The organism is Telluribacter roseus, from assembly GCF_017355915.2.
In the GTDB taxonomy this organism is placed as follows: Bacteria; Bacteroidota; Bacteroidia; order Cytophagales; family Spirosomataceae; genus Telluribacter.
On record NZ_JAFEUV020000004.1, the window covers coordinates 417,397 to 436,752 of the forward strand.

Here is a 19,356-nt window from a genome sequence, read left to right on the forward strand (position 1 = left end):
ACCTCTATTACAGTCTCATGATCAACCGAAAAGCTACCGCCGTCTGGAACGGCACCGGAAAAGAAGGAAAAGGAGTAGTAAGTACCCAAAGTACCGTACTTGAAAACACGCAGTATTCATTCAACACCCGTTTTGCCGAGGGCAAAGGTACCAACCCTGAGGAGCTGGTCGCGGCGGCTCACGCGGGCTGCTTTGCCATGAAGCTGAGCTTTGACCTGAATGCGGCGGGTTTTACAGCGGATGAGATTAACGCTACTGCTACCGTTACCCTGGACCCATCGCAGGGTGCTGTTACCAAGAGCCATCTGGTAGTAAAGGCTCGGATTCCGGAAATAGATGAAAACCAATTCAGAGAGCTGGCCGAAGGCGCCAAGCAGGGCTGTCCTATATCCAAGCTGCTCAACGCTGAGCTGACGCTGGATGCTCAGCTGATGTCATAACGCAGGCTGTCATTGCCAAGTAAAAAGGCCCGCACTCTGCGGGCCTTTCTTGTTAAAGTCATGGACAATTCAGAAGATCAGTACCCTGAGGCTTGTCCGTCTTTGCGGGCGTCGGAACCACCATAGTATACCTTGCCATCGTACCGGATGGCTTGGTAGCCGCCAAAGAACCCGAAATCAAACTGTACCACGTGCCCCCGTCGCATCAGCTCACGGATGGTCTCATACGAAAAGCCTGATTCCATGGCCAGGGTACCTACGGTAGTGGCGCGTCCCTGAGCCGGAAAGGTACCGTGGTGGTTGATGCGGGGCGCATCACCGGCCTCCTGCAGATCCATGCCGAAGTCGATCATATTGGTCAGTACCTGTACGTGGCCCTGCGCCTGCATATCACCTCCCAGTACTCCAAAGCTGAGGTAGGGTTGGCCGTTGCGAGTGACGAAGCCGGGTATGATGGTGTGGAAGGGGCGCTTGCCGGGGGCATAGCCATTGATATGCTGGTCCTGTAGCTCAAATCCACTGCCGCGGTTGTGCAGGACAAACCCCACTCCCGGAGGTACTTCAAAAGATCCAAACACGAAGGCGTTGCTCTGGATCAGCGACACCATGTTGCCTTCCTGGTCAGCGGTAGTGAGGTATACCGTATGCTGTGGCCCCGGCTTACCGGCCTGAAACACGCCTGCCCGTTCTTTATTGATCAGCTTACGGCGCTCAGCAGCGTACTCCTTCGAAATGAGCGTTTGGGTAGGAAGGCTGGAAAAAGCCGGATCACCGTAGTAGGTAGCCATGTCTTCAAAGGCCAGCTTTTTGGCTTCGGTCAGCAGGTGGAGGTGTTCAGCGCTACCAAAACCGGCCGCTTTCAGATCAAAGCCTTCGAGTATATTGAGCATCTGCAGCACGGCTATACCCTGTCCGTTGGGCGGAAGTTCCCATACATCGTACCCCCGGTAGTTGGTCGAAACGGGCTCTACCCACTCGGAGGTATGCCGCGCCAGATCCTCGGCGGAGAGAAATCCGCCTTCCTTCCGGACGTGGTCCGCGATGGCTTTGGCAATAGTACCTTTGTAAAAAGCGTCCCGGCCCCCCTTGCTTATGGCTTCCAGCGTACGGGCCAGATCAGGGTTTTTGAAAAGCTCCCCTTTAACCGGAAACTTCCCGTTGGGCATGTACACCTGCCGGAAGGAGGCGCGTTTGTCCAGGGCTTCTTTTTGGGCGTCGTAGGTAATGCGCATCCAGTCGGCTACCTCGGCCGTCACAGGTGCTCCTTCGCGGGCGTAGGTAATAGTGGGGGAAAGCAGGGCCGACATGGGCAGCTTGCCAAACCGCCCGTGGAGCTGGAACCAGCCGTCCACGCAGCCGGGCACCGTAACGGCTAGCGGACCCCGGATGGGTACCTGTTTGAGCCCCTTTTCCTGAAAGTGGGCTGCCGTGAGTGCCTGGGGCGACCGACCGCTGGCGTTTAGTCCAAAGAGCTTCTTTTGCTTTGCATCCCACACAATAGCAAACAGATCACCGCCCGGACCGCACATGGCCGGATCGGTCAGAGCCAGCATGGCGTTGATGGCAATGGCCGCGTCAACGGCGCTGCCGCCTTTCTTCAGAATGTCAATACCTATCTGATTGGCAAGCGGATTGCTCGAGGCTACCATGCCGTGGGGAGCGATTACCTCCGAGCGCGTGGCAAAGCTACGGCCCGAGAGGCGGTCCTGAGCCTGAGAAATAAGGGATACTAAAAGGATAGAAACTACTACGATTGCTTTTTTCATGTAATGCTTAATACCTGTAGAAATGCCGGATTGATACCAGCAGAAGTACCCAAAGCCGGTATTTTACTGCCATGTGGTACTCTTTCCTGCTTTCCAGGTGTATCAGCATTCCTCTTTCAGGCATTTACAGGTACCTCTATGGGCAGGTACATCGTAAAGGTAGCCCCTTTGCCTTCTACCCCGGTAGCTGTGATATACCCACCGTGATTTTCGACTATTTTCTTACAGATAGCCAGACCGATGCCGGTACCGTTGTACTTCTGGCGGTCGTTGAGGCGCTGAAAGATCGTAAAGATTTTATCCACGTATTCCTGCGAGAAACCAATGCCGTTGTCTTCAATGGTAAGTTCGGTATAGTGGCCCTCAGCTTGCCGGGGAAGTAGGGTGGTTTGATCGGGTGAGGTAATGGTACGGGCACTTATTCTGATGACAGGTGGGCGTTCGGAAAATTTAAGGGCATTGCTGATCAGGTTGTAGAATAGCTGGTTGAGCTGAACGGGTACTCCCATGATCGTAGGCAGTGGCGAGCAGAAGAGCTGCGCATTTTTCTGCCGGATAAGTACCTCAAAGTCGCCCAGGACATTTTCCAGTACCTGATTCAGATTGACCGGCTCAAAGTACTGTTCGGCTTTGTTGACCCGTGAGTAGTTGAGCAGGTCCTTGATCAGGATGGACATGCGCTGAGCTGAGGCGTTGATCTTCTGCAGGTAGCTGGCAGCGTCGAAATTAGGATCTTTCATCTTGGCCAGTACCATGTCCGAAAAGGTCTGGATCTTACGCAGGGGCTCCTGCAGGTCGTGACTGGACACGTAGGCAAACTGCTCGAGTTCCTGATTGGTCCTCTTTAGCTCCTGGTTTTTCTTTTCCAGCTCGGCCGTTCTTTCCCTCACTTTCTTTTCCAGTTCCTGAGCACTGGTCTGGGCCAGTTGTCGCGCCCTTACCAGGTCAGTTATTTCGTGACCTACCGTCATGATACCCGTTACCTTTCCCGTTTCGTCACGTAGGGGTTCGTAGACAAACTGGGCAAAGATGGTTTCCAGGGTACCGTTACGTCGGAGAGTAACGGGCGATTCGGCGGTGACGAAGCGTTGGCCCTCGCTATATACATGATTGGCTATGCCTTCAAGGGCAGTACCCCGTAACTCCGGGAATACTTCCATAGCCGGTTTATTTAAGACATCCGCGGCAGTTTTGTCCCATATTTCCAGCGCACGCTCGTTGGCCAGCTCAATCACATGATCGGGCCCCCGGGTGATAGAAACCGCCATGGGTACCTGCATGAAGAGATTACGAAGCTGCGTTTCGTTATGGTTGCGAACGCGGGCAATCTTGATCTGGGATTTGATTTTACTGAGTAGTTCCTTTCCCGAAAATGGCTTCACCAGGTAGTCGTCGGCTCCGGCATCCAGGCCATCAATGCGGGCTTCTTCGCCGGCACGGGCCGATAGTAATATAACTGGTATGCGAGCCGTGTCAGGCTTTTTCTTGAGCTGGATTAGCAGTTCCTTGCCGTCCATGACGGGCATCATCACATCGCTGATGATCAGGTCCGGTATGCGGCGGGCTATCCGATCCAAAGCCGACCTGCCGTTGGCCGCCGTGCGTACCAGAAAGTGGGGCTCGAGCAGCCGCTGCAGGTAGGCGCGCATATCGTAGTTGTCATCCACGATCAGGATATTTGTCTCCTTATCCAGCTGGGCCAGGCTATCAGCTTCGGTGGCAAAGCCCTGATCAGGTGCCATCCATTTATGATTGGATGTTTCATTTTCCAAAAGCGGCTCTACCTCCTGCACAAAAGCCCGCAGCAGGTAAGACCCCTCGGCCTGCACCGGTTGCTCCGATACCTGCTCTGCTGGTAAGTGGGCCTTTCCCAGCGGAATGGATACCGTGAAGGTACTGCCCTGTCCCCTGGTACTTTGTACCTGTATTTGTCCCTGATGCAGCTTGACCAGCTCATGGACCATCGACAGGCCTATTCCGGTACCTTCGTGGGTACGTCCTACCGTAGTAGGTACCCGGTGAAACCGCTCAAACATACGCGGTAACTCCTCCTTAGGTATACCTACGCCCGTATCCTGCACGCTGAGCACCGCCCAGTCGCCTTCCCGTTTCAGGCTTACCTGTATACTGCCTTTCAGCGTATACTTATAGGCGTTGGATAGTAGGTTGAGGACAATCTTCTCCCACATTTCACGATCCACGTACGCGGGGCAGCCCAGCGACTCACATTCTACTGTAAACTGCAGGCCTGCCTTTTCGATAATGGTGCGAAAACCACTGGTCAGGTCTTTGGTCAGGGCTCCCAGATTGACCGGAACATAGTGCGCCTGTACTCTGCCGGCTTCCAGCCGGCTGAATTCAAGCAGGCTGTTGACTAACTTCTGGAGGCGTAACGCATTGCGATGGGTAGCTTCCAGATTTTGTGATATCTGTGGCGGCAGTTCTTCGGCCTGGCTTAGTATCTCTTCCAGTGGCCCCAGGATCAGGGTCAGTGGAGTACGAAACTCGTGGCTGACGTTACTGAAAAAGGCTGTCTTGACCTTGTCAATCTCAGTAAGAGCTTCGGCCCGCTGCCGCTCTTCTTCGTACGCTCGGGCGTTGATAAAGGCAGTAGAAATATGACTCGCTATGGACTCGATGAACCCCTGGTACTCCTTGTCAAGCTCCCGGCGTGAACTTATACCGGCAATGACAAAGCCCGACAGACCGGAAGATGCCAGCTTCACGGGAACCAGGAGCGCTTCATTGATCGGCTCCGGCCACACCCCTTCGGGTATTTTGCCAAAGCGGACGGACAGATCGCTCAGATATTTGGACTGACCTTTTTTGAGTACCTCCGAAAGCGGCCATACCTGGTCTTCTTCTCCTTCCAGGAGTGAAAGTGTTTTGGGGCTTATCTCTTCACTTAGTGGGATTCCGGTCGATGCAATCAGATGAGCTTCCTGTTGAAATCCTGATTTCTCTCCCAACCTGTACAGCAGAAAAAAGGGCAGGTCTTTGTCTGAACCTTTGAGAGCTTTAACTACCAGCTTTCCGACCTCATTCACCGACCGGCATTTGTTCGTACTTTCAACCAGCGACTGCAGTATGTGGGTACGACGCTCGCTGATCACACGGTAGGTAGTTTCTATAACAGCGTTAAAAATCCCTTCTACCGAGCCCCCTTCGCCCCTGATGGGAGAAAAGGTGTAGTCAAAGTAGCACTCTTCGGTGTAGCCATTCCGCTGCATCGGTAGCAGTTCGTCTTTAGAACGGGTAGCCTCACCGGTCTTTATTACATTCTCAAACATAGGACCGATGGTGTCCCACAGCTCCGGCCATACTTGCCGGCCTGGCCGCCCCAGCGCCCAGGGATGCTTATTACCCGGTATGGGACTCCATGCATCATTGTATAAAAGCGTTAGTTCCCTTCCCCAGTACAACGCAATCGGGAAACTCGAACCCAGACAGATACTGAGGGCGGATCGTAAGCTCTGGGGCCAGCAATCCACTTCACCAAGGGGTGTCTTGCTCCAGTCCATGGAGCGAATGAGCTCACCTAATTCACCACCGCCTGACAGGAATTGATACGTAACTTCAGCCTGTTTCATACTATGAACTGCGTAAGGATATAGAACTGGACATGGGACGCAGTACCAGGCATACCGGCTACTACATCAGGGCAAAGGACTCAAGAAATGCTTTATAGAGAAGGGGTTCTAAATTAAGGTAATTAGCTGTAATTAAAAAAAACAGAAATGGATTAGATACATACACCCCTACGGACTTCGCTCCACCGGGTTTTAGTCATTTCGTAGCGTACTTCCCCATTGGGTTGGGTACCCGCTTTGACCCAGCCCGCCTTTTCGTAAAAAGCATCCGCCCGCGAGCCGGGTTCAGTACCCAGCCATAGTCTATCAATGGGCTGCCCGAAACTCCAGTCGAGCATCAGGTCGTGCAGCCTCCGTCCAATGCCCTTTTTCTCGTACGCCGGATCGACAAATAAGGCCCAGATGTTGCGGTGCTTCATGTCGACTATACTGAATCCTACGAGCCGTCCGTCTGCTTCACAAATCCATCCCTTGCCGCCATTGTGGAGGATAGTCAGGTAATGAGCTTCCGTAACCAGGCTCGGGTCAGACAGCTGGTTTTCCCTGACGGCAAGTCGGACAACCATCATAGCGGGGAAGTCGGAAGGAAGAGCTTCGCGGTAGTGCATAGGGCTTACGAGCAAAAGTCAAAAACAAATAAAGGAAGCCCGAAGCTTCCTTTACCTGTAAATATGTATAAAGAAAATGGTGATGTGACTGAATGTTTATCTAATGATAGACTTAAGTACTTTCAGCCTGCCATCTATCCCTTTCTTCCGGTACTTCAAGCCCAGGATATTGGCTACCAATGGGTACACATGTATATTCTCAAAAGCCTCGATTTTAGTTCCCTCTCTGAATGCCGGTCCCCAGGCGTAAAAGGTAGCGTGCATATCGGGTATCTGGGGATCAAAACCGTGTTTGCCGGGTGTGATTTTCCTTTTTGATATATTAAACACCTTGGGCAGGCGTGGTACCAGCAGGATATCACCGATGCGGTTGAAGCGGTCGTCCTTCTTGCTGTAGTGCCAGTGGGCGGGTGTTGATTCGGTCAGGTACACGTCATAATCCTTTGCCTCTTTCCTGAGTGCTTCGTAGGTAGGTTGTATGGACTTTTTATCCTTCGCGTACAGATGCAGCATTACGTCGCCCGAAGGGATGATAAACTGACTGGTATCAATGGCCGATGGCATCGACAGGGTATTCTCGGTATCTACCTGGGTCATACCATGGTCTGACACAAATATGAAGTTAACCGGCAGTTGCAGGGAGTCAACCGCAGCAACCAGACTGCCTACACTCTCATCCACAAAATGGACCGCCTCGCCGGTTTCTTTGGAGTCGGGGCCATAGGTATGGGCGGCGTGGTCTACTTCCGGGAAGTAGAACGTAATCATGTGTGGGCGCTTTTCTTCCGGTAGCTGTAGCCACTCCTTTACGGTCTGGATGCGAGTATCAATGGGGATCTTTTCGTTGTAGATGTAGTAATAGGAGGGGTGCATACCCTGAATGGCACTCTCGGAAGCTACCCAGTAAAAGCTGGCGCTCAGCATCCGCTGCTGCTCCGCCAGCACCCACAAGGGCGTACCTCCGTACCAGGAGCTATCTGCCACGGCCTGTTTGTTGCCCATGGAGTAGCGCATCTTTTTGTTTTCGTCGTAGAAGGTATTGTTGACCAGGCCGTGGTGTGCCGGGTATAGCCCTGTTGCGATGGTATAGTGGTTGGGAAAGGTGAGCGAAGGAAAGGAGGGAAGCATGGCCGAAGCGGCTACTCCCTGTCCACTCAGCCGCAGCAGGTTCCGGGCCTCATACTTCTGGGCAAAATCATTCCGAAAACCATCCGCTGAGATCAATATAACGTATGGCTTTTTCTGTTGCTGGGTACTATTGGTTCGATTAGGTACCACCTTCTGGGTCAGATCCTGCCCATGGGCTATACCAGTGATGAATAGAATAGCTGGTAAAAATATAGAAAGTATCCGGGGAATAAACATTACGTATGATTAGTTAGAATAGGGGTGATAATCCAAAATAACAAAAACGTTAGTAGAACAACATTATGTAAATGTTACTTTTTGCAGCGGCCGTCCGTTCAGTTCCTCGAATAAATAGAAATGATATAAGGTACTTAGCTGAATATGAATAACAAAAAAGGGAGGCTCATGAGCCTCCCTTTTTCTATACATTGTACTTAAGTACTTCTTACACGTGAGCGAAAGTAGGATTCAGCATAGATACCGCCTTGGCTTCCAGCAGTGACTCACCCATCAGGTACTCATCCACTGAGCGGGCTGCTTCGCGTCCTTCACTAATCGCCCATACGACCAGCGACTGACCGCGGCGGCTATCACCCGCTGCGAATACTTTATCGTTGCTGACAGTCTGGTAGCCATTGTGGGTCTTGATATTGCCACGCTCGTCAAATTCCAGCCCCAGGTCATTCAGCAGACCTTCCTGCTGGGGGTTGAGGAATCCAGCGGCCAGCAGTGCCAGGTCGCAAGGGATTTCCTCTTCGGTACCCGGAATCTCCTGCATGCTCATACGGCCTGTTTCGGGATCTTTCTGCCAGTCGAGCTTTACGATCTTCAGCGCTTTCAGATTTCCGTTTTCGTCACCGATAAACTCCTTGGTATTGATAGCCCACTGGCGCTCGCAGCCTTCTTCGTGCGACGTAGAGGTACGCAGCATCATAGGCCAGTTAGGCCACGGCGTGGTGATATCGCGGGTAGCCGGAGGCATCGGCATAAGCTCGATCTGGGTTACTGACTTCGCACCATGACGGTTAGAAGTACCTACACAGTCAGAGCCGGTATCACCACCACCAATCACCACTACGTGCTTATCAGTAGCCAGTAGTTCGCCGTTCTGGTAAGCAGCACCACGGTGATCTTTTTCACGGGCTATGTCAGCTACACGCTTGTTCTGCTGACTCAGGAACTCCATCGCGAAGTGCACGCCTTTGAGGTGACGGCCCTGGATTTTGAGGTCGCGGGGTACGGTAGAACCAGTTGACAAAACGATAGCGTCGAAGTCACGAAGTAGCTCGTCCGCTTTGATGTCCACACCTACGTTTACGTTGGTACGGAACTCAACGCCTTCCTGCGCCATTACTTCCAGGCGACGGTCAATAAAGCGTTTCTCCAGTTTGAAATCAGGAATACCGTAGCGCAGCAGACCACCGATCTGATCAGCACGCTCCAGAAGGGTCACGGTATGTCCGGCCTGGTTGAGCTGCGAAGCAGCGGCCATACCGGCAGGTCCTGAACCAATCACGGCTACTTTCTTACCGGTACGCTTCTTGGGAAGGCGGGGCTTTACCAGACCCAGCTCAAATGCCTTCTCCGCGATTGATTTCTCAATGAATTCAATGGCAACCGGTGGCTTATTGATACCCAGTACACACGAAGCCTCACAAGGGGCCGGACAGATACGTCCGGTGAACTCAGGGAAGTTGTTGGTTGAAGCCAGTATCTCGTACGCAAGAGCCCAGTTCTGGTCGTACACGGCGTCGTTGAACTCGGGAATGATGTTTCCGAGCGGACAGCCATTGTGACAGAAGGGGACACCGCAGTCCATACAGCGGGCGGCCTGCTTTTGTGACTGCTCATCGCTGTGCGGCGTTTCGATCTCTTTGTAATCGTGCAGACGCTCTTCAACACTACGCTTCTTAGGCAGTTCGCGATCAAATTCTAAAAATCCGGTGGGCTTTCCCATACCTATATATACTTATCTCTTGGTCTAAACTTGAATAATAACTTACACAGACAGGCCGACGCTTACTGATGGGCTACATCAACAACGATATCCTTGTACACCACATTCTTATCGGCTATTTGCTGAGCCAGGGTGATACCGCGGCTTTCCAGCGCTACCTTGAAGTCGGTTGGCAGTACTTTCACAAACTGCTTGGTAGCTTCGTCCCAGTTCTGCATGATCTGGAAGGCCACGTTACTGGTAGTGAGCTGGAAGTGCTTCTCCACAAACTCACGCAGGATGCCTTTGTCTTCCTCAGTAAGAGCCTCAAGGGTTACCATCTCGAAGTTTACCTTGTTTCTGAAATCACCGGTCTTATCCAGTACGTAAGCTACACCCCCTGACATACCAGCGGCAAAGTTGCGTCCGGTTTCACCCAGGATCACCGCTACACCACCCGTCATGTACTCCAGACCGTGGTCACCTACACCTTCCACTACTACCTTAGCACCTGAGTTACGTACGCAGAAGCGCTCACCGGCGGTACCACGCACGTAGGCTTCACCGGAGGTAGCACCGTAGAAGGCTACGTTACCAATGATAATGTTCTCTTCGGGTTTGAACTTCGCGTCACGATCCGGATATACTACCAGCTCAGCACCGCAAAGACCTTTACCGAAGTAGTCGTTGGCGTCACCTTCCAGTTCCAGACGGAGACCGGTGGTGTTGAAGGCGCCAAAGCTTTGTCCGGCGGTACCTCTGAACTTGAAGTGGATCGTACCCTTAGCCAGACCTACTCCGCCGTAGCGCTTCGATACCTCGTTAGAGAGCATAGTACCTACGGAGCGGTTGAGGTTGTTGATGGTGAAGTCAGCGTATACCTCTTCGGCTCTTTCCAGAGCGGGCTCAGCAGCTCTCATCAGATCCCAATCCAGTACCGTATCGATACCGTGATCCTGCTCCTCCTGCTTGAACTGAGCTACCTCGTGTCCGGCTGCTTCTTTGTGCAGCATGGCGTCGAAGTTCAGGTTCTTGTATTTCCAGTGCTTCAGGTCGTTCCGTAGCTCGAGGTACTGTACCTGGCCTACCATCTCGTTAACGGTACGGAAGCCAAGTTGTGCCATGATCTCACGCAGCTCCTGTGCCATGAACGTAAACATGTTTACCACGTGCTCAGGCTTACCAGTGAATAAAGCGCGGAGCTCTTTGCGCTGGGTAGCTACCCCTACCGGACAGGTATTGAGGTGGCACTTACGCATCATGATACATCCGGCAGCAACAAGGGCAGCAGTAGCCACACCCCATTCTTCGGCACCTAGCAGAGCCGCAATGGCCAGGTCACGACCTGTACGCAGCTGTCCGTCGGCCTGTACGGTTACGCGGCCACGTAGTTTATTCTTAACCAGCGTCTGGTGTGTCTCAGCCAGACCAAGCTCCCACGGCAGACCCGCGTGGCGGATCGAGCTGAGCGGTGAAGCTCCGGTACCTCCATCGTGTCCGGCGATCAGGATATGATCAGCGTGGGCTTTGGCCACACCCGCCGCGATGGTACCTACACCGGCTTCGGATACCAGCTTCACGCTGATACGGGCTGCGCGGTTAGCATTCTTAAGGTCATAGATCAGCTGGGCTAAGTCCTCGATTGAGTAGATATCGTGGTGAGGAGGAGGCGAGATCAAGCCTACACCCGGCGTAGAGTGACGGGTACGGCCGATCCAGTCGTCTACCTTGTGGCCGGGGAGCTGTCCACCTTCACCAGGCTTGGCACCCTGAGCCATCTTGATCTGTAGCTCGTCGGCGTTGGTCAGGTAGTGGCTGGTTACCCCAAAGCGGCCCGATGCCACCTGCTTGATGCGGGAGTTGAGGCTGTCGCCGTTTTCCAGCGGCTTGTAACGCAGTTCGTCCTCGCCACCTTCACCTGAGTTAGACTTTCCGCCGATGCGGTTCATGGCGATAGCCAGGGTAGTATGGGCTTCCCACGAAATAGATCCGAAGGACATAGCACCCGTAGCGAAGCGCTTAAATATATTTTCGATGGGCTCTACCTCTTCGATGGGTACAGGAGTACCTTTCTTGAAGCGGAGCAGACCTCTCAACGTCATCGCCTTCTGGCTCTGATCGTCAATCAGCTTTGAGAATTTCTTGTATTGATCGTAGCTATTCGACTTGGTAGACTGCTGCAGCAGGTGGATGGACTGCGGGTTGAAGGTATGCGCTTCACCACGCTGCTTCCACTGGTAGAAACCACCTACCTCCAGACGAGGATTCAGGACCGGCTGCTCAGGATAAGCTACTTTGTGACGAATTTGTACCTCTTTGGCTATTTCGTCCAGTCCCATACCGCCGATGCGGGAGATGGTACCGGTGAAGTACTTATCTACTACTTCCTTGTTCAGACCCAGACACTCGAATATCTGAGCACCCTGGTACGACTGGAACGTAGAGATACCCATCTTCGAGAATATCTTCAGCAGCTCCTTGTTTACCGCCTTGATATAATTCTTGTGCAGTTTCTCGTCGGTAAACTCGCCATCCACCAGATTCTTACGGTTCATGTAAGAAAGGGTTTCGAAGGCCATGTACGGACAAACACCCGATGCACCGTAGCCGATCAGCGTAGCAATGTGGTGGGTCTCCCAGGCATCACCAGTCTCCACCAGGATACCTACCTTACCACGCAGCCCTTTACGGATCAGGTGGTGATGCACGGCTGACGTAGCCAGCAGCGATGGGATAGGAGCGTGGTCAGAGTCAATGGCACGGTCTGACAGGATAATAATTTCAAAATCATCTTCGATGGCATCTTCGGCGTAGCGACAGATACGCTCCAGTGCTCTCTCCAATCCTTTACCGCCTTCGTCAGCGCGGAAGTAGGTATTGATGGTCTTAGCCTGGAAGTGATTTTTATCTACAAAGCGCAGCTTGTCAAATTCCTGAACGGTCAGTACAGGCTGGCTCAGTTCGATCTGACGGCAGTGCTTTGGTGACTCAGTAAGTATGTTTTCGGTAGCTCCCACAAACGAGATCAGTGACATGATCGAGCGCTCACGAATAGAATCGATGGGAGGGTTGGTTACCTGCGCAAATAGCTGCTTGAAGTAGTTGGACAGGTGCTGGCTCTGGTCAGACAGTACAGCCAGAGGTACATCAGTACCCATGGAACCTACGGCTTCGGCACCCGTCTGTGCCATAGGCGCCAGGATCATACGAACGTCTTCCGAAGTAAATCCGAAAGCCATCTGACGCTTCAGCAGGGCATGGTCGTCGTACTGGCGGTACATCCGGATAGGCTGCTCCAGATCATCCACGCGCAGTTTGTACTCGTCCAGCCACTCCTGGTAAGGCTGGCGTGAGCAGATATCGGCTTTAAGTTCTTCGTCGGGAATAATACGGCCCTGCTCCATATCCACCACAAACATACGTCCGGGCTGCAGGCGACCTTTCATTACGACTTTGGCCTGGTCTACTTCAAGTACACCGGCTTCGGAAGCCATAATCACAGTATCGTCATCCAGTACCCAGTAGCGTGAAGGGCGCAGACCGTTACGGTCCAGGGTAGCACCTACGATCTTACCATCGGTAAATGAGATAGAAGCGGGACCATCCCAGGGCTCCATGATAGCAGCATGGTACTCATAGAAAGCCTTACGTACTGGATCCATCTGTTCGTTGCCATCCCATGCTTCGGGAATCAGCATCATCATTACGTGCGGCAGTGAGCGACCCGTCAGGTACAGCATCTCGATGGCGTTATCAAGGTTGGCCGAGTCAGACTGCTTCATATCACAAATCGGAAGGATCATGTCCATTTCCTCCTTGGTGAAGTGCTCCGAGCTGAACGACTTTTCGCCGGCGCGAATCCAGTTGACGTTACCTTTTACGGTGTTAATCTCTCCGTTGTGGGCGATGTAGCGGAAAGGCTGTGCCAGTTTCCACGAAGGGAATGTATTGGTAGAGAAGCGGGAGTGTACAACAGCAAAAGCCGACACTACCGATTCGTTTTCCAGATCAGGGAAGTAGTACTTGAGTTGATTAGTTGTAAGCTGACCTTTATAGGAGATCGTACGGCTGGAAAGGGACGAGAAATAGAAATATTCTTTGGCACCCTTTACCGTATCCGTAATCAGACGAGCCGACACCTGACGAAGCACAAAAAGCTTTCTTTCGAAGGCCATGTCGTCGAGCAGGTCGGGGCGCTTTACGAACAGTTGCTCTACGTAGGGCTCTACTGATAGTGATCCATCACCCAGCGTTTCGTTCAGGGTAGGTACCTTGCGGTAGCCCAGCAGGGTCAGACCCAGCTTTTTGATTTTGCGGTTAAGTATATCACGGCACTCCTCACGTACCGTTTCGTCCATTGGGAAAAAGATCATCCCAACGCCATACTCACCCGCAGCAGGAAGCTGAAAACCAAGTCGCGTACACTCCTCCACGAAGTACTCGTGGGGAATCTGAATCAGTATACCTGCCCCGTCACCGGTATTGGGATCACAGCCACACGCGCCACGGTGATCCATGCGTTCCAGCATATGGACAGCATCCGCAACGATCTGGTGTGACTTGCGTCCTTTCATGTTGGCCCGAAAGCCGATTCCGCACGCGTCGTGCTCAAACTCCGACCGATAGAGTCCTGGTTGGTCTGCTACTACTTCTGACATTCCTGTAATGTTATTGGGTAGATTACTTATCAAATGTACTAATTGAAAAAATTATAAATCAGTTCATCCAAAAGACAAAAATCAATATAAGGTAAAACTGATAACGAGGATGCGGATGAGGTAAACTGATGCAAGATAATAATAAAAAATATTTGGCTAAATAGGCGAAACGCAAAATATTATACACATAGTAGAAAGTTGCTAGTTAATTTATACTATATATCGAAATATTGATAAAGTATTAATGGGTAGTCCTATTTGCTGGCAATTCCTCAATCAGAAAAGCAGGAAAATGGCAGAAATGGCAGGGCAAAGGTGACTATTGGGCAAGTACTTCGAAGGTTACTCCTTCGGCAGCCATGTAGGTATTGGGGAAGATGGAACGGGCCTCTTGTAAGGATGCTTCGCTATCGAGGTAGCGGGAGGATAGGTGGCCGATCAGCAGCTTACCTATGCGGGCCTGCTCGGCTATACGGGCGGCCTGGGCCGCGGTGGAATGAAAGGTCTTTTTGGCGCGCTCGGACAAGTCTTCCAGGAAGGTAGCTTCGTGGTACAGCATGTCTACGTCCTGCAGGTAAGGGACCAGTTCGGGCAGGTAGGCCGTATCCGAGCAGTAGGCGTAGGAGCGGGGCTTGGGCGGAGCGTAGGTGTAGTCCTCGTAAGGGTACAGCAGGTTGCCCTCATTATCGTATACGTCCCGTCCCTCCTTGAGCATCCGCATATGCTGGTACGTCATGTCCAGGGTGATCTTTTCCTTGATGATACGGCGGGCCTTGCTTTTCTCACGAAACAAAAAGCCGGTGCAGGGTACTCGGTGCTGGAGGGGAACCGTATGGATGGTAAGGGTGGACGTAGACCAAATCGGGCCGGGATTGTCGGCATCCAGTTCGTGGTAGTGCAGGGGATAGCTAAGGCGGGTACTGGAGTGCCGAAAAACTTCCGTGATAATATCACCCAGTCCCTTGGGACCAAACAGATACAACTCTTCGGTGCGACTTCCCAGACTCAGACTATTGAGCAGACCAAAGAGCCCGAAGTAGTGGTCGCCGTGCAGATGCGATATAAAAATAGCCCGCAGACGACTGGGGCGGAATTTTTGTTCCAGCAGACGGTATTGGGTACCCTCTCCGCAGTCTATCAGGAAGCACTCATGCTCAACGGTTAGTAGCTGCGAAGAAAAATGACGCCCCGGCTGCGGGAGTGCCGAGCCGGAGCCTAATATGGTAACCTGAAATGTCAATGCCGTACTACTGGTTTGTAATTATATCTTCAATTTTAAAAAACGTGTACTTTCGGCAATCCAGGAAGATGACTTACGTGATGTTACATATATAAAATATGTCAGCTAACCAGAACCTTAGGGTTCTTTGCTTTCACTTACTCCACCGTAGTCTTCGTCGTCATAGTCGTCATCGCCTGAGCCAAATTCATTTTCAAGATCATTCATGAATACCGCATCTACCGCTTCTTCAAGGGTAGGCATGATAGTCAGGTCCGGGATCTTGGAGTCTTCCAGCAGATCTATGAAGTCGTCGTCCTTCGTTACAACTACAAGAAGCCCCAGGTCATTCACACACATCCGATTGATCTTGCGCAAAACCCCCGCTCCGGCGGTGTCAATGGTTTTGGTTTCATTCATAGTGACGATCAGATTGTGGTAGCCTTCACGGAATAGTTTGCGAGCCAGCTCCTCAAAGGAAGTAGGTACTTCATCCGTAAAAGCATCTTCTTTCAGATCGACTAGTGCGTACTGCTCGCTTCGTTCCAGTTTGTAATTCATTCGTTAATTGGGTTGATGGTTTGGCGGATTCCTGCTTCCGAATCCGGCTCAAAAGAGTTTGGTATTAATGCGAATTTAGTGATCGCAGAATATTTTCTTCGATTCGTTGCAAAATATCTCCACTTTCTGATTTTACAAAACGGGTACCTGTCACCTTTTCAAAAAGCTCAATGTACCGCTCCGTAATGGTATTGATCCAGGCATCATCCATGGAAGGTACCTGCTGGCCTTCCTTGCCCTGGAAGCCGTTCTCAATGAGCCATTCCCGTACAAACTCCTTAGAGAGCTGCTTCTGTGAAGCTCCCTTCGCCTGATTTTCCTCGTAGGTATCTTTATAAAAGTACCTGGAAGAGTCCGGCGTATGGATCTCATCAATCAAATAAATCGTGCCATTGAGCTTGCCGAACTCGTACTTGGTATCTACCAGTATCAGACCCTGCTCAGCAGCCATCTGAGTTCCCCGCTCAAACAGGGCCAGCGTATAGCGTTCCATTTGCTCGTAATCGGCCGCGGCAACAATACCTTTGGCCAGGATATCTTCCCGCGATATATCTTCGTCGTGACCTTCGTGGGCTTTGGTAGTAGGCGTAATGATCGGGGTTGGTAGCTTATCATTTTCTTTCAGTCCCTCCGGCAGTGCCACACCACACAGGGTACGCTTGCCAGCCCGGTACTCGCGCCAGGCGTGGCCGGCCAGGTAACCCCGCACGACCATCTCCACCGCAAAAGGCTCGCAGCGCAGACCTACGCCTACGTTGGGGTCGGGGGTATCCAGCAGCCAGTTGGGAAGTATATCAGCGGTAGCCCGGAGGAAGTGCGCCGCAATCTGATTCAAGACCTGCCCTTTGTAAGGGATTGGGCGTGGCAGTATCACATCAAAAGCTGATATGCGATCCGTTGCCACCATCACCAGCCGGTCTTCGAAGGCATATACGTCACGTACTTTACCGCGGTAAAAGCCAGTCTGACCGGGAAATTGAAAATGTGTTTCTTTTAGGGCGTTCATACAAGTTGTAAGAGTAATTATGAATAACTAAGCTACCATTCTACATCCTCGCTTTTGTCGGACTGGTTGCGGTACTGACGGCGCCGTAGCTGGTATATATACTGCATTTCGTTGGATTTCATGGCGTCCAGAATACTCCGGGCCTGCTCTTCGGACATCCGGAGCTGTCGCAGCTGCTGCAGGAGCTGCTCACGCTGCTCAGCCAGCTCGGGCGACTGCCCCTCTTGCTGAGGAGGTGGGGCAGGGGCCTCTTTGGTTTCTTCCCGGGGCGGTGGTGTGGGCTCAGGTTGGGGGGTACGGGGAGGTGTACTTCCCGAATAGATGTTCTTCAGGATCTCATAATTGTAACGGGCCGACAGATTTTCCTGATCCTGCCGTAGCGCCGTTACGAGCCGGTCCAGTGCCCTGGCTGTATCCTGCCGGCTTACCGCTATCAGGGCTATCTGTACATTGGCTGTGGAAGCTACCTGCCGGTCCTGGATGTGGTCGAGGAGCTGGTAGTGGTGCAGTGCTTCGTCCAGCTTACCAGCCTGGTAGTAGGAGTGGGCCAGGTTGAGGCGTGCGGCTGGTTCTGTGAAAAATGAGCCGTAAGTAATACTATAGTAGAGATCCGCCGCCTGGTCGTATTGCTTGTCCTGATAGGCTTGTTCGGCCTGTGCCATGGTACGATTGGACTGGCTGATCGCTTCGTAGGAGCGATTATCCCAAATCCAAAGTAACAAGTATAGCAGGAAGGCAGTCATAACTGGTGGCTGAAATCAGAGGCTAAAATTAGTAATTGAAACTTAAAGTCGGAAGGTTCGGACGGTAACCAGTACATCTATGATTAATAAAAGCAGGGCTGCTCCCAGAAAATAGTAGTACTTATTGGAAGTCACAGTTACGGTGCGGCTGTCGATGAGCCTACCCGAAGCAGCATTGATATCAGCGATCAGACGGGGAATCTCGTTGGTTTCATTATTCACTTCATAGTAGATGCCGTTGGTCTGTTCGGCTAGTTTCTGCAGCGCTGCCGGATTCAGCTTCGTAACCACCACCTCATTGTCTTTGGTGCGCAGTACTTTTCCATTGTCGGGGATAGAGCTGCCACTACGGGTACCAACGCCTACTATATATAGCCCTATGCCAAACCGGCGTATATTGTTGTAGAGATGGGCACTGCAGTTGCCGCCGTTTTCGCCATCCGTTATTAGTACAATCATTTTGGCATGGTTGGCCGCAGTAGGATCATTGAGTAGTTTCTGGTAGGCCAGTTCGAGGGCACTACACATATTGGTACCTGAGCGGGGCAGGAGGTCGGTCTGGAGCGATTGGATAAACAGCTCCAGTGCCGGCTGGTCAAACGTAAGGGGAGCCTGTACAAAGGCATCATTCGAAAACACGATCAATCCGAAGCGGTTGTTGCCGGCATTGCTGATGAGTCGGGTTATTTCATATTTGATTCTTTCAAGCCGGGTAGGTACTACATCGGTCGCATCCATGGACCGCGAAAGGTCTGTCAGCAGATAGATATCCTTGCCCTCAGCCTGTACTTCGCGTCCAGCTTCCCCAAACGACGGTCCCAGCAGAGCTACCATGAGCAGCGCAAAAGCGATAGACCTCAGGAAAAACTTCAGGAACAGGGAGCGGGCAGTGGTATTGAGGAGCCGGGTAATTCGGATCATCCGGACGAAGTAGGTAACATAGGCAAGCAAAAACAGAAAAATGAAGATATATTCAGCCGCCCCGAGCGGGTAATTCCAGTTCATCAAAAAAAAGTTTAACAGTAAAGTGCCTCAAAAATAGGGAATAGCGAATTCTGTTAAAGTTTTTTTTAGAGCAATGTTTGTTTTAATCAAATCTAACCCTCTATATTTGTGCCACGAAAGGAGGAGAGATGGGTGAGTGGCTGAAACCAGCAGTTTGCTAAACTGCCGTACTCGTAAGGGTACCGCGGGTTCGAATCCCGCTCTCTCCGCTGATAAACGTGCATGACCCGCAAGCGTTTATCCTGGGTAGTTGAAAGAACCTGGTTCGGTCATATAAGTTTCGGGGAGTGGCGCAGCCCGGTAGCGCATCTGGTTTGGGACCAGAGGGTCGCAGGTTCGAATCCTGTCTCCCCGACACAAAACAAAGACCTGTAAGAGAAATCTTGCAGGTCTTTTTGCTTTATTAGCATTTCTTGATGAAGATGGAGGTCGGGACAAAATGGATCAATTCCAAAAGTTGTGGAGGGGGTTGTATTTTTCTAGGTTTGCGTTTTTAAACAAACCTAGGTTGTTTTGGAGAGTTTCTTGCCCTTAGTAGAAGATCTGTTACCCTGGGGTGGTCCGATTTAGCGGCACACTGAACTTGTCAGATTCGTAAAATATTCCTGTTCAAACTGTTCAGGGCTTTTGTAGCCCAGCGACGACCGGGGTGGGGCGCTACTGCGATGCCGGCGCAGTACTTTCTTATCCTATTAT

12 protein-coding genes and 2 tRNA genes are annotated in these 19,356 nt (G+C 51.8%); 3 read left to right on the plus strand and 11 right to left on the minus strand.

The genetic code is table 11. From position 1 onward, the window contains the following. Window positions 1–17 precede the first annotated feature (17 nt). On the plus strand, window positions 18–440 hold the full coding sequence (locus JTN23_RS10860; RefSeq protein ID WP_247234797.1) for an OsmC family protein: 423 nt from the start codon (window positions 18–20) through the stop codon (window positions 438–440). A 77-nt stretch (window positions 441–517) separates the two neighbouring features. Here the strand turns inward: JTN23_RS10860 and ggt are convergent, their stop codons facing one another. The 11 genes from ggt to JTN23_RS10915 form a co-directional block, all read right to left on the minus strand. After that, window positions 518–2,206 carry a gamma-glutamyltransferase gene (gene ggt / locus JTN23_RS10865; protein WP_247234798.1) on the minus strand — a complete coding sequence of 563 codons (1,689 nt, stop codon included), beginning with the start codon at window positions 2,204–2,206 and terminating at the stop codon, window positions 518–520. A 116-nt stretch (window positions 2,207–2,322) separates the two neighbouring features. Further along, window positions 2,323–5,796 carry an ATP-binding protein gene (locus JTN23_RS10870; RefSeq protein ID WP_247234800.1) on the minus strand — a complete coding sequence of 1,158 codons (3,474 nt, stop codon included), beginning with the start codon at window positions 5,794–5,796 and terminating at the stop codon, window positions 2,323–2,325. Window positions 5,797–5,948: 152 nt separating this feature from the next. Beyond that, window positions 5,949–6,404, minus strand: a complete 456-nt coding sequence (locus JTN23_RS10875; RefSeq protein WP_247234803.1) for a GNAT family N-acetyltransferase — start codon at window positions 6,402–6,404, stop codon at window positions 5,949–5,951. A 96-nt stretch (window positions 6,405–6,500) separates the two neighbouring features. Then, window positions 6,501–7,769, minus strand: a complete 1,269-nt coding sequence (locus JTN23_RS10880; RefSeq protein WP_247234805.1) for an alkaline phosphatase family protein — start codon at window positions 7,767–7,769, stop codon at window positions 6,501–6,503. A 208-nt stretch (window positions 7,770–7,977) separates the two neighbouring features. Beyond that, window positions 7,978–9,489 carry a glutamate synthase subunit beta gene (locus JTN23_RS10885; protein WP_247234807.1) on the minus strand — a complete coding sequence of 504 codons (1,512 nt, stop codon included), beginning with the start codon at window positions 9,487–9,489 and terminating at the stop codon, window positions 7,978–7,980. 62 nt (window positions 9,490–9,551) lie between these two features. Continuing rightward, window positions 9,552–14,126: a glutamate synthase large subunit gene (gene gltB / locus JTN23_RS10890; protein WP_247234809.1), complete on the minus strand. Its 4,575-nt coding sequence runs from the start codon at window positions 14,124–14,126 to the stop codon at window positions 9,552–9,554. Between the two features lie 319 nt (window positions 14,127–14,445). Next, window positions 14,446–15,366 carry a ribonuclease Z gene (locus JTN23_RS10895; protein WP_247234810.1) on the minus strand — a complete coding sequence of 307 codons (921 nt, stop codon included), beginning with the start codon at window positions 15,364–15,366 and terminating at the stop codon, window positions 14,446–14,448. A gap of 117 nt (window positions 15,367–15,483) precedes the next feature. Beyond that, window positions 15,484–15,906 carry an STAS domain-containing protein gene (locus tag JTN23_RS10900; RefSeq protein ID WP_247234812.1) on the minus strand — a complete coding sequence of 141 codons (423 nt, stop codon included), beginning with the start codon at window positions 15,904–15,906 and terminating at the stop codon, window positions 15,484–15,486. 64 nt (window positions 15,907–15,970) lie between these two features. Continuing rightward, window positions 15,971–16,912, minus strand: a complete 942-nt coding sequence (locus JTN23_RS10905) for a phosphoribosylaminoimidazolesuccinocarboxamide synthase (protein WP_247234814.1) — start codon at window positions 16,910–16,912, stop codon at window positions 15,971–15,973. Window positions 16,913–16,944: 32 nt separating this feature from the next. Next, window positions 16,945–17,634 (minus strand): hypothetical protein, encoded by a 690-nt coding sequence (locus JTN23_RS10910; RefSeq protein ID WP_247234816.1) that lies wholly within the window; start codon window positions 17,632–17,634, stop codon window positions 16,945–16,947. 63 nt (window positions 17,635–17,697) lie between these two features. After that, window positions 17,698–18,660, minus strand: coding sequence for a vWA domain-containing protein (locus JTN23_RS10915; protein ID WP_247234818.1), 963 nt, complete (start codon window positions 18,658–18,660; stop codon window positions 17,698–17,700). A gap of 122 nt (window positions 18,661–18,782) precedes the next feature. On the opposite strand from JTN23_RS10915, the gene JTN23_RS10920 reads away from it, so the two are divergent. Then, window positions 18,783–18,869: transfer RNA gene (locus JTN23_RS10920), tRNA-Ser, on the plus strand. Between the two features lie 72 nt (window positions 18,870–18,941). Beyond that, window positions 18,942–19,015 (plus strand) — tRNA-Pro (locus JTN23_RS10925). The last annotated feature ends 341 nt before the right edge of the window (window positions 19,016–19,356 follow it).